Source organism: Pseudomonas sp. NFPP25 (genome assembly GCF_900116505.1).
GTDB lineage: Bacteria > Pseudomonadota > Gammaproteobacteria > Pseudomonadales > Pseudomonadaceae > Aquipseudomonas > Aquipseudomonas protegens.
On sequence record NZ_FPBG01000001.1, the window covers coordinates 788841 to 802455 of the forward strand.

16 protein-coding genes are annotated in these 13615 nt (G+C 63.1%); 9 read left to right on the forward strand and 7 right to left on the reverse strand.

Annotated features, from left to right (window positions below):
- Positions 1-134 precede the first annotated feature (134 nt).
- Positions 135-1052, forward strand: a complete 918-nt coding sequence (locus tag BM382_RS03370; RefSeq protein ID WP_011061315.1) for a LysR family transcriptional regulator — start codon at positions 135-137, stop codon at positions 1050-1052.
- Positions 1053-1123: 71 nt separating this feature from the next.
- Positions 1124-1747, forward strand: a complete 624-nt coding sequence (locus BM382_RS03375) for a class I SAM-dependent methyltransferase (protein ID WP_072441826.1) — start codon at positions 1124-1126, stop codon at positions 1745-1747.
- 41 nt (positions 1748-1788) lie between these two features.
- On the opposite strand, the gene BM382_RS03380 is transcribed toward BM382_RS03375, so the two are convergent.
- From BM382_RS03380 to BM382_RS03400, 5 genes are all read right to left on the reverse strand, one after another.
- Positions 1789-2268: a copper chaperone PCu(A)C gene (locus tag BM382_RS03380; protein ID WP_011061313.1), complete on the reverse strand. Its 480-nt coding sequence runs from the start codon at positions 2266-2268 to the stop codon at positions 1789-1791.
- Complete coding sequence (locus BM382_RS03385) at positions 2268-2873, reverse strand: SCO family protein (protein ID WP_011061312.1); 606 nt, start codon at positions 2871-2873, stop codon at positions 2268-2270. The genes BM382_RS03380 and BM382_RS03385 overlap by 1 nt, the downstream gene beginning before the upstream one ends.
- Before the next feature lie 135 nt (positions 2874-3008).
- Positions 3009-3425, reverse strand: coding sequence for an NUDIX hydrolase (locus BM382_RS03390; RefSeq protein WP_011061311.1), 417 nt, complete (start codon positions 3423-3425; stop codon positions 3009-3011).
- Positions 3426-3583: 158 nt separating this feature from the next.
- Positions 3584-4219, reverse strand: a complete 636-nt coding sequence (locus BM382_RS03395; protein WP_204840248.1) for a LysE family translocator — start codon at positions 4217-4219, stop codon at positions 3584-3586.
- An 84-nt stretch (positions 4220-4303) separates the two neighbouring features.
- Positions 4304-5110 (reverse strand): AraC family transcriptional regulator, encoded by an 807-nt coding sequence (locus BM382_RS03400; RefSeq protein ID WP_011061309.1) that lies wholly within the window; start codon positions 5108-5110, stop codon positions 4304-4306.
- Positions 5111-5439: 329 nt separating this feature from the next.
- Between BM382_RS03400 and praB the strand changes: the two genes are divergently transcribed.
- Positions 5440-5937 carry an alkane oxidation protein activator PraB gene (gene praB / locus BM382_RS03405; RefSeq protein WP_065364066.1) on the forward strand — a complete coding sequence of 166 codons (498 nt, stop codon included), beginning with the start codon at positions 5440-5442 and terminating at the stop codon, positions 5935-5937.
- Between the two features lie 80 nt (positions 5938-6017).
- Here praB and BM382_RS03410 read toward each other — a convergent pair whose 3' ends face one another.
- Positions 6018-7079, reverse strand: a complete 1062-nt coding sequence (locus tag BM382_RS03410) for a linear amide C-N hydrolase (RefSeq protein ID WP_072442434.1) — start codon at positions 7077-7079, stop codon at positions 6018-6020.
- Positions 7080-7266: 187 nt separating this feature from the next.
- Between BM382_RS03410 and BM382_RS03415 the strand changes: the two genes are divergently transcribed.
- Entirely contained in the window at positions 7267-8100 is an 834-nt protein-coding gene (locus BM382_RS03415) for an enoyl-CoA hydratase/isomerase family protein (RefSeq protein ID WP_072441828.1), read from the forward strand.
- A 48-nt stretch (positions 8101-8148) separates the two neighbouring features.
- On the opposite strand, the gene BM382_RS03420 is transcribed toward BM382_RS03415, so the two are convergent.
- Positions 8149-8748, reverse strand: a complete 600-nt coding sequence (locus tag BM382_RS03420) for an MliC family protein (RefSeq protein ID WP_072441830.1) — start codon at positions 8746-8748, stop codon at positions 8149-8151.
- Between the two features lie 1314 nt (positions 8749-10062).
- Between BM382_RS03420 and BM382_RS03430 the strand changes: the two genes are divergently transcribed.
- From BM382_RS03430 to BM382_RS03450, 5 genes are read left to right on the forward strand one after another with little or no spacing between them, the layout of a single operon-like run.
- On the forward strand, positions 10063-10419 hold the full coding sequence (locus tag BM382_RS03430) for a hypothetical protein (protein WP_072441832.1): 357 nt from the start codon (positions 10063-10065) through the stop codon (positions 10417-10419).
- A gap of 13 nt (positions 10420-10432) precedes the next feature.
- Positions 10433-11053: a hypothetical protein gene (locus tag BM382_RS03435; protein WP_139187199.1), complete on the forward strand. Its 621-nt coding sequence runs from the start codon at positions 10433-10435 to the stop codon at positions 11051-11053.
- Between the two features lies 1 nt (position 11054).
- Positions 11055-11579 (forward strand): 3-hydroxyacyl-ACP dehydratase FabZ family protein, encoded by a 525-nt coding sequence (locus tag BM382_RS03440; protein WP_072441836.1) that lies wholly within the window; start codon positions 11055-11057, stop codon positions 11577-11579.
- Positions 11572-12864 carry a beta-ketoacyl-[acyl-carrier-protein] synthase family protein gene (locus BM382_RS03445; protein WP_072441837.1) on the forward strand — a complete coding sequence of 431 codons (1293 nt, stop codon included), beginning with the start codon at positions 11572-11574 and terminating at the stop codon, positions 12862-12864. The genes BM382_RS03440 and BM382_RS03445 overlap by 8 nt, the downstream gene beginning before the upstream one ends.
- Entirely contained in the window at positions 12861-13601 is a 741-nt protein-coding gene (locus tag BM382_RS03450) for an SDR family NAD(P)-dependent oxidoreductase (protein ID WP_072441838.1), read from the forward strand. The genes BM382_RS03445 and BM382_RS03450 overlap by 4 nt, the downstream gene beginning before the upstream one ends.
- Positions 13602-13615: the final 14 nt, after the last annotated feature.

The following is a 13615-nucleotide window of genomic DNA, read 5'->3' on the forward strand; positions in this document are numbered from 1 at the left end:
CGGCCATCTTAGGCAGCGCCCGGGGCACCACAGAACCGACGGTTATTCATCGAGATTCATGAATGCGCTACATGGTTCTGCCGGCGCCGGCCCGCTGCTAGCCTGCTGCGGGTCGAGACTGCGAGGGCACAACCATGAACTCACCGCATGAATGGTCAGGGCTGAGCCGCCTGGACCTGAACCTGTTCCGGGTCTTCGAGGTGGTGTACCAGGAGCGCAACCTGACCCGCGCCGCCTCGGTGCTGCACCTCAGCCAGTCGGCCATCAGCCACGCCCTGGCGCGCCTGCGCGCCCAGCTGGACGATCCGCTGTTCGTCCGCGAGGGCTATGGCGTGGCCCCTACGCCGCTGGCCAAGCAACTGGCCCCGGGGATCCAGGACGCCCTCAGCGGTCTGCGCCGCAGCCTCAACCCGGCCCAGGCCTTCGACCCGTTGCGGGACCGCCGGCGTTTCACCCTGAACATGCCGGAGCAACTGGAGCCGGTGATCCTGCCCTTGATCCTGGCGCACCTGAACCGTGTTGCCCCGCACCTGGAAGTGCGCAGCACCAGCGTGCACTGGGCCGACCTGAAGCTGGAGATGATTGCCGGGCGTATTGACCTGGCCATCGAACTGTCGCGGCTCACCGACCCGCAACTGCAACAGCAACTGCTGCTGCAGGATTCCTTCTGCGTGATGGCCGGCCCCGGCTTCAGCGGCGAACTGACGGTGGAACGCTACCTGGCGGCCGAGCATGTGGCGGTGACCTCCAGGCGCCGAGGCATCTGCGTCGAAGACCTGGCCCTGGGGCACCTGGGGGTGGTACGGCGCATCCGCCAGCACTGCCAGCACTTTCTCACCGCCGCGCAACTGGTGGCCCAGGGCGATGGCCTGCTGACCCTGACCCGCAACAATGCGCAGTTGATCAACGCCGGGCTGGGCAACCGGATTCTCGACATGCCCCTGACCCTGCCCGAGGTCTGCCTCAACCTGTACTGGAGCAAGCAAGTGCAGAACGAGTCGGCCAACCGCTGGCTGCGCGGGCAGTTGCTGGAGCTGGCAGGGCGCAGTTGAACGGCTTGATGCCCGGCCCAAGCGCCGTTGTGCTGTAATTTGCGGCCACACACGCACACGGAAACCTGTGGATGCACGAGTCCGCCCGTCATATCGTCGATCTGTACCAGCGTCATGCTCGGGCCTGGGACCAGCGTCGCAGGGCCAACCCCGAGGCCTTCGAGGGAGAGCAGGCATGGCTGGAGCGCTTTCGCCGGGTCATGGGGCAGGGCGGCCAGGTGCTGGACCTGGGGTGCGGAGGTGGCGAGCCGATTGCGCGCAACCTGATCGAACACCAATGTGCAGTCACCGGCGTCGACAGTTCTGCCACCTTGCTGGACCATTGCCGCCAGCGCTTTGCCGGGCAGCAATGGATCCACGCTGACATGCGCAGCCTCGCCCTGGACCAGGATTTTGCCGGCATCCTCGCCTGGAACAGCCTGTTCCACCTGAGCCCGGACGATCAGCGCGCCATGTTCGCCGTTTTCGAATGCCACGCCGGCCCGGGCTGCGCCCTGATGTTCACCAGCGGCCCCGAGGCAGGGGAGGCCATCGGCGAATTCGAGGGCGAAGCCCTGTACCACGCCAGCCTCTCCCCGGGGGAATACTGCACCTTGCTCGACACCCATGGTTTCGAGGTGGTGCAGCACATCAGCGAAGACCCGGACTGCTGCGGGTTCACCGTTTGGCTGGCGCGGGCGATTGACTGGGGATGAAAAAAAACCGGCCCAAGGGCCGGTTTTTCTTCACGGTGCTGTCAGTGCTTCATCATGCTGTGGTCCGGCGCATTCAGCGCTCGGGCTTGGGCTTCGACCTTGATGGTCTCCTTCTCGCCCTTGGCGTTTTCCACGGTCAGGGTCAGGGGCACCTTGTCGCCGGCCTTGATCTGGCCGGTAAGCTCCATGAGCATCACGTGGTAGCCGTGGGTGTCCAGGCTGACTTTCTGTCCGGCCGGCAGGGCCACGGCGTCCACTTGCTGCATGCTCATCACGTCGTTGTGCATGCTCGACTGGTGGATCTGCACGTTCTTGGCCACTGGCGATTGCACCTCAACCAGCTTGCTGTCGCTGCTGGCGGTGAGGTCCATGAAGGCGCCGCTGGCGTGCTGGCCGGCTACGGTGGCGCGGACCCAGGCGTTGTCCACTTGGGTCGCGGCGCTGGCGGTGCCGCCCAGGCCCAGCAGGGAAACCAGCAGCAGGGCAGCTTTGAGACGGGATGGGCGCTGTAGGGAATGCATTAACAAACCTCCATGACGGTGAGCAGGTCTTCCGCGCACTCTTGGGCGGTAAGGGATTGGGAAAGCCCCAGGCGCAAGGTGCCCCGGGAGTCGAAGACGAAACTGGTGGCGGTGTGGGACAGGGTGTAGGTCGAGCCGCTGGGGATCTTTTCGTAGAACACGCCGAATTCCTTGGCGGTGGCAGCGGTCTGCTCCAGGGTGCCGTACAGCGCCTCGAAGCTGGGATCGAAGGACTTGACGTAGGCGTCCAGCACTTCGGGGGTGTCGCGCTCCGGGTCCAGGGTGATGAACACCACTTGCAGGCGGTCGCCATCACGGCCCATCAGCTTCTTGGCCTGGGCCGCGCGGGCCAGGGTGGTGGGGCACACGGCCGGGCACTGGGTGAAGCCGAAGAAAATCATCGGCATCAGGCCGCGGTAGCTGGACAGCGACTTGGTTTCGCCCTGGGAATCGGTGAGTTTGAAGGTGCGGCCAAGAATCTGATTACTCAGGTCCTTGCCGTATTTGAAGGACAGTCGGGGACTGTTGTCGCAACCGGCGAGCAGGCCCAGGCCGAGCACTCCGGCGCTGGTGAGCAGGGTGCGGCGAGTCAGCAGAACACTCATGAAATAACGCCCTTTGAACAGCCAGACAGGCAAAAACCCGCGCATGGTAACAAACAGACGAAAGCGGCGGCGGGCTAATTAGACCAATGCCTGCGGCCATCGGTCGCAGGTCGGGAAGGGCCGGGGCGTGGCTGCTCAGCTTTCCAGGGCGGCCATCTGCACCAGGGCGCGCACGGCGCTGCGGGTGGCCTGGGTCAGGGGTTGGGGCAGGCGGTCGAGCTCGAACCAGGCCACATCGCTGTGCTTGTGCGGCTCGCAATTGCGCGCCGGCATGGCCGGGGCCGAGGCCAGGTACACCGGTGATACCCAGTGCTCCTGGCGCTGCGGGTCGATCTGGTCGACCACGCACAACAGGCTCACGCCTTGCAGGGTCAGCCCCAGTTCTTCGTGGATTTCCCGGCGCATGGCCTGTTCCACCGGTTCCAGCCAGTCGACCTTGCCTCCGGGCAGGCCCCAGCAACCGGCTTCCGGGTCGCGCAGGCGCTTGACCAGCAGCAGCTGGCCGTCCCGGACAATCGCGACACCGCACCCCAGGCGTGGTTGTTGTTGCATGGCAGGTCCTCCTTGCACTGTTTCGGCGGGGCAGATACCGGGCAATGCCCGGCAGGCCCGTTCACCGTTGCGACAATATCGGCAGCGGCGCTTTCGGCAGATTATTGCTTTGTTGTTTATTTGTAATGACAGTTGGAAGTCACTGCCCGGGGCGTGGATCAGTGACGCCACACAGTGGCGCCGATCACCAGCAGCGCCAGCAGGATCAGCACCACCCCGGTGCCCCGTTCCAGCCAGGGCAGGGCCCGGGCAAAGCGCTCGCGCACCCGGCGGTTGCCAATGGCCAGGGCCACCAGCACGTCCCACAACAGCACGGCGCTGAACATCCACAAGCCATAGACCAGCTTCCAGCCGGCACTGGTCTGGGCCCCCACCAGGGACGCCAGGCTGACATAGAACAGAGCGTTCTTGGGGTTGAGGATGCCAGAGAGAAAGCCCATGCCCAGGCCACGCCACCAGGTGGCCCGGCCCAGCGGCCGGGCTTCGCCGTTGCCGTCTACCGCGGCCAGTGAACTGGCGCCGGCATGGCGGATAAACAGCCAGCCCATATAAAGCAGGTAGCCGCACCCGGCCAACTGGATCGCCAGGAACAGCGGGCTGCCTGCCCGAAACACCGAGACCCCGGCAAACGCCAGGACGATAAAGGCACCATTGGCCAGGGCGATGCCCAGGCAGGCGCCGGTGGCCGATCGCCACCCCGCGGCCATGGACATGCGTGCTACCAGGAAGAAATCCGGGCCGGGGGAGAGCAGGGCGAGAAAGTGCGCGGCGGCGACCAGCAGGAACTGTTGAATCATGGGTAGAGCCTTCCAGTGACGTGAAAGCCTGGAAGTCTGCGGCGCCGAGAGAGCCGGGGTATTGAAGAAAATTGCGCGGCCTCAGGCCTTGTACAGGCCCGGGGTTACGCCGACATGAGCCTTGAACACTCGCTGAAAATGCGCCTGATCGGCAAAGCCCAGGCGCTGGGCCAGGGCTGCCGATGCTTCCCCGGCCTGCAGCGAAGCGCGGGCCTGGATGATCCGCTGGTTCAACTGGTAGGCATGGGGCGTCATCCCGGTGGCCGCGCGAAAGGCGCGGATCAACTGGTAGCGGCTGATTCCCGCCAGTTCCGCCAAGTGCTCCAGAGGCCCGGCCTGCTGCGGATCACACTGGAGGAAATCCACGACCCGGCGCACACCTGCGCTGGCCCGGGCCGGATCGGCCGCCAGGGCAATCACCGGTTGCTCCCGGGTGGCCAAGCCACCGATGAACTCGATCAGCGCGGCCTCCTTGTGCTGCCAGCTGGCGCTGGAAAACAACAACTGGTTGAGCCGGCAAAAAGCCTGGTAGAGGCCACTGTCGTGGCTCAGCACGACCTGGGAAAGCGCCGCCCCATGCTGCTGCGCTTCTTCGCGCACAGCGTCCACCCAGCGCGGGTCCAGGTGCAGCATCTGGTAACTCCAGGCGCTGTCGGGCAGGGGATTGCAGGCATGGGCGCAATCGGCCGGGACAAATACCACGCTGCCAGCCTGGATCCGGGTCGGGCCCTGGGCGCCGCCGCTGAACACACTGACACCCCGGTCCACGGCACCGATGGACACCGTCGGATGGCTGTGGGCCTTGTAGTTGGCGCGGCTGTCACAGGCCCGGCGGCTTTCGACGTAAGGCAGGTTCGGGTCGCGCCAGAATTGGGCGGTGGAGGACATGGTGCGGTTCCGCGAAGGGCTGTAGAGACCGCGGCGACGCGGTGGGCGGGTTAGCCTAACAGGCCCCCCGGCAGGCTTGCCACAGGGTTGAAGGCCGATGGGGAGCCTTGACCGATCGGAGATTGCCAGCTATTTGATTCAAAAAAATATTTCAATGCTGTTTTTGAATTTCGCCCAGGGTGGAGGACTTTCCTTGGCGCCTTGGCCGCTCCCGTGAAATACAACCGACCTGAAGCTTGGCTGGAAAGGGACGTCCTGCCGTTTTCATGACCTCTCGATCATGGCCATTACCCCGGCGAAACACTTCGCCCTATGCGTGAGGAACAACAATGAAAAGCTTGAATAGCCTGATGATCGCAAGTGCGCTTGTCATAGGGTTGTGCTCCACGACCCTGGTGGCCGCTGCACCACACTTTTCACCCCAGGGCCCGTTCTACGGCAACAATGGCACCCTCTCGATAAAACTGCCGTCGTCGTTTCAGGCACAGGTCACCTGTGGCATCAGCCTGAGCGGTTCGATCAACACTCAGGATGAAGCCAAGATCTACAGTGTGTTCATCAGCGGTGGCGGAATCTGCAAGTCCTTGCAGGCAAAGAACCTGCCCTGGATCTTGAAACCGGAAACCGTGTTTTCCTTGAAGCTGGAGGGCGTCAGCTTTGTCGTCTCCAATTTCGTGCCTGCCAGCAATTGCGGGGCCAATGACATATTCGTGACCTGGAACGGTCCCTTTCAAAAGTTGAGTGCCTTCAACCAGGCCCTCACTGGCAATTGCACACTGGCCGCACTGGATATCACCCTGCAGCCGCCACTGACCCTGGTCCCGTAGCCCCCTCGCGATACCCCAAGCTCCCGGGCCTTGTGGCCTCGGGCGCTCGGGGCACATTGCCTCGGCAGCGTAGAAACCCCTCAGGCACCTTGAAACTTGAAGGCGGGGGTGACCTTGAAGTCGCCGGAATAGGTGGTGGACTGGTCCTTGCCCAAGTCGAGCTTCTTCACCTGGCCCGTAGTGCTTGCGAAGTCGATCTTCTTCAGGTCGACCCAAAAGGTATTGGGGGTCAGTGCCGACTCGAAAAAGTACAGCTTGCGTTGATGGTCCACTACAGTGCGCCAGCGAGTGGAGGAAATATTCGGTTCACCAGGGGTGGAGATGCCGTAAGGCACAGAGACGTTTCTGATCACGCTGAATACGCTGGCCAGGGAGACCTGCGGGCTCTCGTCCTTGGGAATAGCGTTGACATAGAAGGAGGCTCGGGCGAAGCGATCCGCGGCGCGGTTGGTGCCCGGCAACATGACGGTACCGCCAATGGATTTCCAGTAGGCATTGAGGGCCAGCTGTTCATCAAAGGTCGGGGAATTGGTCATGACCTGGAATTCCCGGCCATGGTGAATCACCGGCTTGCCCTTGATGTACTCGATGATCGCGCTATCCCCCGTGGCGTCGGAAATCGACAGGTGCAGGGTCGCCAGGCGCGTGTCCCCGGGGACATTGGCCGTCACCAGGGTAAAGGGCTCTTTCTTCAGCGCGTCCACGGCTTCCGCCACGGTGGCGTAGTTGTCCAGCACATACTGGGCCCAGGCGGCGATGCTGAGGCCCGGCTTGCCGTTGTCGGGCACCGGGTACTGGGACTCCACCAGCCACAGCAGGTTGGTCACCAGGCCTGCCTGGTTGACGCCGTCGGTAGTCGCGATGTCATAGCCCGAGGCAATCACGCTGCCGTAGCGCGAGGTCCACTTGATCGAGTTGGCTCCCACCTCACCATTGCGCTGCATGCCCTGCGGGAAGATCCACAGATGGGTCGCCACATCGGTTTTCCAGTCCATGGAACGGGCGGTGATCACGCTCTGGTTGCTCCCCAGGTAGGTCAGCCGGGTGCAGGCCTGGGCGAGGGGCAGGGACAGGATGATACTGCTGAGGGCCAGGACTAAGGCCCTAGGCACGGCTTTCCTGGGCAGTGGCAATACCGTCATTACCTTCATGGTGCTGATTCCTGTTTTATTCGGCCGAGACGGCGCGGGTCTCTGAACTCATACCAGTCTTTTTCCTTGTCAAGAAAGCCCGGAGTGACCTGAAAATCGCCATAGCCTCACTTTTAGCACTGCCTATACTGGATTGCGCAGCCGTTTCACCGCAGGACACACATAAACAGGAGCGTTTATGACTTTCAGCGAAATAGCCTATGAGCAGTCCGGGCCTGTGGTGATCATCCGCTTCAATCGTCCCGAGCAGCGCAACTGCATCGGCCCGGTCACCCACCGCGAGCTGATCGAGGCCTGGACGCGCTTTCGCGAGGATGACAACGCCCTGGTGGGAATCATTACCGGCACCGGCGACCGAGCCTTCTGCGCCGGCGGCGATCTCAAGGCGGCCGCGCAACTGGTGCCCAGCAGCGCCGAGGAAATGGCAGCCCACGACCGTGGCGAACGCCCGGGTATCATCGGCCCCAGCCGCTGGACCGAGATCTACAAGCCGATCATTGCCGCGGTCAACGGCGTGGCCTATGCCGGTGGCCTGGAGTGGGCCTGTTTTGCCGACATCCGCATCGCTGAAGAACACGCCTCGTTCGGCGTTACCTGCCGGCGCTGGAATATCGGCCTGGCGGATGGCGGCACCCAGCGCCTGCCACGGATCATCGGCATGGGCCGGGCCATGGAACTGATTCTCACGGGCAAGGTGATCGACGCCCAGGAGGCGTACCGCATCGGCCTGGTCAACGAAATAGTGCCCAGTGGGCGCTCCCTGAAACGGGCACTGGAGCTGGCCCATGTCCTGGCCGGCCTGCCGCAACCGGCGATGCGTTCGGACAAGGAAGCGGCCGTGCGCGGCTATGGCTTGCCATTGGCGGAGGGCTTGAAGATCGAAGCGCAGTGCTTCAACCGCTCGATCCATCAACCGGAAACCCAGGAAGGGTTGCGGCGGTTCATCGAGCGCGATCATCCGGATCGAGCCAGCCAGCAGTCGCCCGGTACGCCGGGTATTGTCAGGAACTAACCTCCAGGGCGTGGCGGCCTGCACCCGATGCGGTGCAGACGGCAGGGCTCAGCCTGCTTTCTTGCAGATCATCTCTTCAGCCCCATGGCCCCAAGTGACAGCAGCCTCGCCCTGATGCTCCCAGAAGCTCTCGTTCTGCCCTAGGTAACGTGAGCCGCTGGCAGAGCTGGCCTCCAGCATCAGCGATTGCCGACCTTTATATAAGGCGGTGAGGGAGGGCGGTTCGGTCTGGAAGAAGGTGACACTGATACGGCCATTGCTCGCGCAATCGAACATGACCGGAGCGGAGGAGGTGACCAGCCCATAATCCGTCTGCAGTTCGACGATGCGCCGACGATAGCTATCAGCCACGCAGGCTTGCTGATCATCGATCTTCCAGCACTCGTCGCGGCCCTTGATCCAGCCACGCTGTTCGGCCTTGAGCACATTGCCGCGCTTGCCGGCATTCTTCAGGGCGTCGCGATAAATAGTGGCCAACTTGCGGTCCAGTGCCGCGAGACCAGGGTTCTGGCAGATCAGTGCGGTTATCGACCCGGTCATCTTCTCACTGCAGTTGAATGAAGGACCTTGTTCGGCCGTTGCCAGAGAAATGGCCAGCAGGGCCGATAAAGCGACACTGCTCACCATTGTTCGAAGGGGAAAGGTCATGGGTAACTCCTGATATCCAATATAACTAAACTAAATATTCATTTAGTTTAGTTATTTATAAGCGTCATATTGTAAGGGCAGGGTAGCTCATCCCGCGAGCCATATCTCGACACCCGGCAGCACTCGGCAAGACCCGCGGCGAGGTGTATTTGATAAAGGGCAGATCGAAGCTATCCTCACCAGGGGCAGCAATATCGATTATTTAAACTGCATATTGAACAACTAGGCAGGAGCCAAGAAACATGACAGGGGAAGATCTGGTCAGGGCAATAGAAAACAACGCAACACTCATGGAACTGAAGGATTGTCCTTCCGTGCCCATTCAAATGAGCTGCGCTGTCTACGGGAAGGTGCAAATTGGCACTTTAGTACGGGACCAGTGGTTCATCATTTTGTCGTGATCCCTTGGTACAGGCAGTCAGCCCCTCAAGGGACCGTGTATACGGTATTTATGGCCTACGAAGGAAAGTACCTGCTGGTTAATTATGTAAAACATAACAGCCCGGCCCCTGGTGAGGTTAAAGGCTACAAGACAGCCTGGACGGAAAACGACTTGAGAACCATGCTCTCTGACTTGCTCACCAAGAGTAATGCCTGGGAAGAATACTTCGGCAATGTCGGACCGGCCCAGGCGAATATAATCCACTACTACAAATACAAAACAACAACACTAGACTCTGCAGTTTCCAACGTGAATCGATACAGAGAGCTCTGTCGGTAGATTTCTTGGCCGTCCCGGCAATTACCCAAAGCCCACCTTTAATAGTTCGATATGCAGGTGGGCCACAGTCAGCAACCACCTGAGTTTGAAAGACACACACCACATGTTCACGCGCGGTCGGAATCCGTGGGAGTCACACAACTGGAAGTTTTTCGGCCCAGGGCCGGTGAAGTCCTGGGTTGGCTACAAGGAGCAAAGGAATCAGGATTCGTTTGTCCAGGATGTCATTGCGAAGGCCCAGACGCGAGCGACAGCAGAGTGATCGAAGCCTGGCTTCAGAAGCTGTCCCTGAGGGTAGGCAGCGTTGCAGTTGAGCCTGGGTAATTCTTGGGTATCGTGACCCACATGAATATGCCATATCTACGCATAATGTATATTATGTTAAATCATGTGCTATGTCAGATGTGTTCATGTGCTTCGTAAGACCTTGATATGTGCTCGCTGCGCTTTTGGCGCCAAATGGCAAGTTTCCATCGGGGTGTTCTTATAGAGTTTGAAAAGGTAATGCCAACCCATTACGCCCTGCCGAGCACTGTCGTGTCTCGGCGGCATCCTGACTCACCCACACTGCAAGGCCATCATGGAGAACGCTTATGAGTAGTGGAACCCCCAACCGTACCTGCACAGGTACCCTCACCACCTCGTGCCCGCTGGTGCTGGTCGACACGAAGTACAACCTCAGCGACGCCAACTGGACCACCACCCCGCCGACCTCGGTGCCGGCCAAGACTGCAACCACCGTGTTCGTCGCCAACGGCAATGCGCCGGCCGGCGAGGTCACCTACCAAGCCAAGGACGGCACCCGTTTCATCCTGCAGTTCAGCATGAACGGCACCAACTCCGCGAACATCCTCGGCGTCGGTGGCAGGGTTTCGTCGTACAAGTACGACAAGACCTTCCCCAGCACCGGCGACATCATCACCGTCGCCTACTCCCTGTTCAACATCTGAGAGGAAGCCCGTCATGAGCTACACAATGTCCGTGGACCGGGTGGTCCAGCTTGCCCGTTGCGACGATTTCCCCGAGGCGAAGATCCGCGAGATGTTCGCCCAGTACAGCGCTACCGAACTGCCCCTGGAGATCCTGGCGACCCTGCCGATCCCGCTGCCGGTGAAGGTCTTTCTTGCCCTGCAAGACGAGTTCTTCAGCGAAGCGGAATTCTGCCAACTGTCGCTGGCTTTCGCCAAGCACGCGGCCAGCAGCGACCCGGCAGTGGAAAGCAACCACTTCGTAAGCAGCGTCATCAGCGCCTACGAACAGGCCCTGTTGGAGACCCGCAGCCTGGCACGTGGCGTCGCCCTCAACGCCAATACCCGGCAACAGGTTGAGGGCTACCGTGGTGCTGTCAAGGCGTTGATGGAACCCCTGACCCAGGCGCTGCGCAGTGGCAGTGGCAACGGCGCGCCGTTACACACCGTCGCCGCCTATGAGGCGGTGTGGTTCGCCGGCTACGAGCACTACGGCATTGCCTGCCGCAACGCCGCCTCCTGCGCGGTGGCCGCGGTGCCCAAGGTGGAAGCCGACGCTGCCCAGCAATGGGTGCTGGACAATGCCGTGGCCGTGACCCAGGCCCGGGCGGCCTGACATGGCCAGCACCAGCACCGCCCTAGACGTCGCAGCCGTGCTCGCCCGGCTGCGTCGCGGTCCACTGTTGCAAGCCACTGCGGGATCCTCCGCGGTGGTTGCCTTTCCGCCCCTGGAACAGATGCTGCCGCACCGGACGCCGTTCCTCCTGATCGACGGCGTCCTGGCCTGGGACCCGGACGACCATGTGCTGCACGCGCAGCGCCGGGTCGATCCCGAGGATCCGGTGCTCGGCGGGCATTTCCCCGGCAACCCGATCTACCCCGGTGCGCTCCAGGGCGAAGCCATCGCCCAGGCCGGCCAGTGCCTGTTGCACATGGCCCGGGGCTGCCCGGCGCAACCGCTGGACATCCTCGCTACGCGGGTGTTCGGCGCCCAGTTTCTTGGCCAGGTGCGCCCTGGCGACATCATGGACATCGAGGTACGAATGCTCGACGACAACGGCATGCTGGCGATCTTCGGCGGGCGCATCAGCGTCGCCGGCGCGGTGCGCAGCGTGGTGGTGATGGAGGGCTGCCATGTCTGAAGCGCCCCATGTGGTAGTGACGGGGATGTCGGTGCTCACCGCCCTCGGCGAGGACCCCGGCAGCCTGCTCGACAACCTGCTGGCCGGGCGATCGGGCATTCGCCGCTGGAGCAGCTTCGACCGCGAGATCGCGACCAAGGTCGGCGGCAGCCTGGAAGGCTTCGATCCGCGCCCCCGCCTTGCCGCCCTGGCCGACAGCCTGACGGATGCGCCGCGCCTGCGCCTGCGCCGGGCGAGCAACCGCCTGCCCTGGTCCACCGCGCTTTCGGTGCTGATGGCCGGGCGCGCCTGGCAGGACGCCGGGCTGTTCGACCTGTCTGCTGGCGATGACGGCGAAACCGCGATCATCGTCGGCGGCCACAACATCGGCCAGAACTACCACTACAACAATTTTCGCCAGTTCGAGCAGGACCCCGACCATATCGACGTCCAGTTCGGCCTCGCCGGGCTGGACACCGACCATGCTGCGGTGGCCTCGGAAGTCCTCGGCATCCGCGGCCCCGGCTACAGCGTCGGCGGTGCCTGCGCCAGCGGCGCCCTGGCGCTGCGCGCGGCGTTCAACGAGATCCGTTTCGGCGATGCCGAACGGGTCGTGGTGCTGGCCCCGGTGCTCGACTACTCGCCGCTGGAGCTGCATGCCCTGGCCCTGATGCAGGCAGTCAGCCAACGCTCGTTCAACGACCATCCGGAACAGGCAAGCCGGCCTTTCGACCGCCGCCGCGAAGGCTTCGTCCCGGCCCACGGTGGCGCCTGCCTGGTCCTCGAACGTGCTGACCTGGCCCAGGCCCGCGGCGCCGAGCCGCTGTGCGAAGTCCTCGCCGTGGCCGCCCGCTCCGATGCCAGCCGCCAGCCAAGCCCGCAGGAAGACGGCCAGACCCGCACCATCCAGGCCGCCCTGCGCGAAGCTCGCCTGCAGCCCAGCGATATCGATTTCATCTGCGCCCACGCCACCTCGACGCCAATGGGCGATCTTACCGAGGCGCGCTCGATTCGCCGGGTGTTCCGTGCACACCTGGACCGGCTCAAGGTCAACGCACCGAAATCCATGCTCGGCCATACCTGTTGGTCGGCACCGCTGGTGGAGCTGGTGGCGGCCATCGCGCAGATGCGCGCCGGGCAGTTGCACCCGAGCATCAACCTCGACGACCCCGACCCGGAGCTCGACTTCGATGTCTGCGCCGCCGGCGCGGTGGCGCATCCGGTGCGCTACCTGCTGAAGAACGCCTTCGGCTTCGGCGGCAACAACTGTGTGGCGATCCTCGGTCGCTGGGAGCCCCGTCCATGAATTTCCTAGTCACCGGCGGCAGCCGCGGCATCGGCCGGCGCATCGTCGAACAGGCGCTGCTGGCCGGCCATGATGTCGCCTTCACCTGGAACCAGGGCGCCGAGGCCGCCACCGCGCTGCAGCGCCACGCGGCGGAGATCGCCCCGCAACGACGCTGCCTGGCCCTGCGCCTGGACATGGTCGACGACGCCGCCATCGATGCCGTCTGCGAAGAGGCCGACCAGTTGCTGGACGGCATCGATGTACTGGTGGGCAATGCCGCGATCAACCGCCCAAGCCTGGCCGTGTCGCTGCCCGACGCCGACTGGCGGGCGGTGATGGAAGTAAACCTGGACGGCAACTTCCGCCTGTGCCGGACCCTGCTGCCGGGCTTCATCGCCCGTCGCCGCGGGCGCATCGTCCTGCTCTCCTCGGTGGCCGCCCACGGCATGAGCGGGCAGATCGCCTACAACGTGTCCAAGGCCGGGCTGATCGCCATGGCCGCGACCCTGGCCCGCGAATACGGGCGCCGCGGCATCACCGCCAACGCCCTGGTGCTGGGCCTGGTGGACACCGACATGAGCCGCGAGACGGCGGCGCCAAAAACCTTCGAACACTGGCTCGGGCAATGCCCCAGCGGCCGCCTCGGCACGCCGGACGACGTGGCCCAGGCCGTACTGTACCTGGTCTCCGACGGGGCCGCCTTCATCAACGGCCAGGCCATCCACCTCACCGGTGGACTGAACTGGGTACCATAACAAGGAGCGACGCA

What these genes read in the sequence shown, in the direction of transcription:
- BM382_RS03400 (WP_011061309.1), bottom strand. Translation starts at nt 5,110, where the DNA reads ATGTCCTCCACCGCCCAATTCTGGCGCGACCCGAACCTGCCTTACGTC.
- BM382_RS03370 (WP_011061315.1), top strand. Translation starts at nt 135, where the DNA reads ATGAACTCACCGCATGAATGGTCAGGGCTGAGCCGCCTGGACCTGAAC.
- BM382_RS03410 (WP_072442434.1), bottom strand. Translation starts at nt 7,079, where the DNA reads ATGACGGTATTGCCACTGCCCAGGAAAGCCGTGCCTAGGGCCTTAGTC.
- BM382_RS03445 (WP_072441837.1), top strand. Translation starts at nt 11,572, where the DNA reads ATGTCTGAAGCGCCCCATGTGGTAGTGACGGGGATGTCGGTGCTCACC.
- BM382_RS03420 (WP_072441830.1), bottom strand. Translation starts at nt 8,748, where the DNA reads ATGACCTTTCCCCTTCGAACAATGGTGAGCAGTGTCGCTTTATCGGCC.
- BM382_RS03385 (WP_011061312.1), bottom strand. Translation starts at nt 2,873, where the DNA reads ATGAGTGTTCTGCTGACTCGCCGCACCCTGCTCACCAGCGCCGGAGTG.
- BM382_RS03430 (WP_072441832.1), top strand. Translation starts at nt 10,063, where the DNA reads ATGAGTAGTGGAACCCCCAACCGTACCTGCACAGGTACCCTCACCACC.
- BM382_RS03375 (WP_072441826.1), top strand. Translation starts at nt 1,124, where the DNA reads ATGCACGAGTCCGCCCGTCATATCGTCGATCTGTACCAGCGTCATGCT.
- BM382_RS03415 (WP_072441828.1), top strand. Translation starts at nt 7,267, where the DNA reads ATGACTTTCAGCGAAATAGCCTATGAGCAGTCCGGGCCTGTGGTGATC.
- BM382_RS03390 (WP_011061311.1), bottom strand. Translation starts at nt 3,425, where the DNA reads ATGCAACAACAACCACGCCTGGGGTGCGGTGTCGCGATTGTCCGGGAC.
- BM382_RS03380 (WP_011061313.1), bottom strand. Translation starts at nt 2,268, where the DNA reads ATGCATTCCCTACAGCGCCCATCCCGTCTCAAAGCTGCCCTGCTGCTG.
- BM382_RS03440 (WP_072441836.1), top strand. Translation starts at nt 11,055, where the DNA reads ATGGCCAGCACCAGCACCGCCCTAGACGTCGCAGCCGTGCTCGCCCGG.
- BM382_RS03450 (WP_072441838.1), top strand. Translation starts at nt 12,861, where the DNA reads ATGAATTTCCTAGTCACCGGCGGCAGCCGCGGCATCGGCCGGCGCATC.
- BM382_RS03435 (WP_139187199.1), top strand. Translation starts at nt 10,433, where the DNA reads ATGAGCTACACAATGTCCGTGGACCGGGTGGTCCAGCTTGCCCGTTGC.
- praB (WP_065364066.1), top strand. Translation starts at nt 5,440, where the DNA reads ATGAAAAGCTTGAATAGCCTGATGATCGCAAGTGCGCTTGTCATAGGG.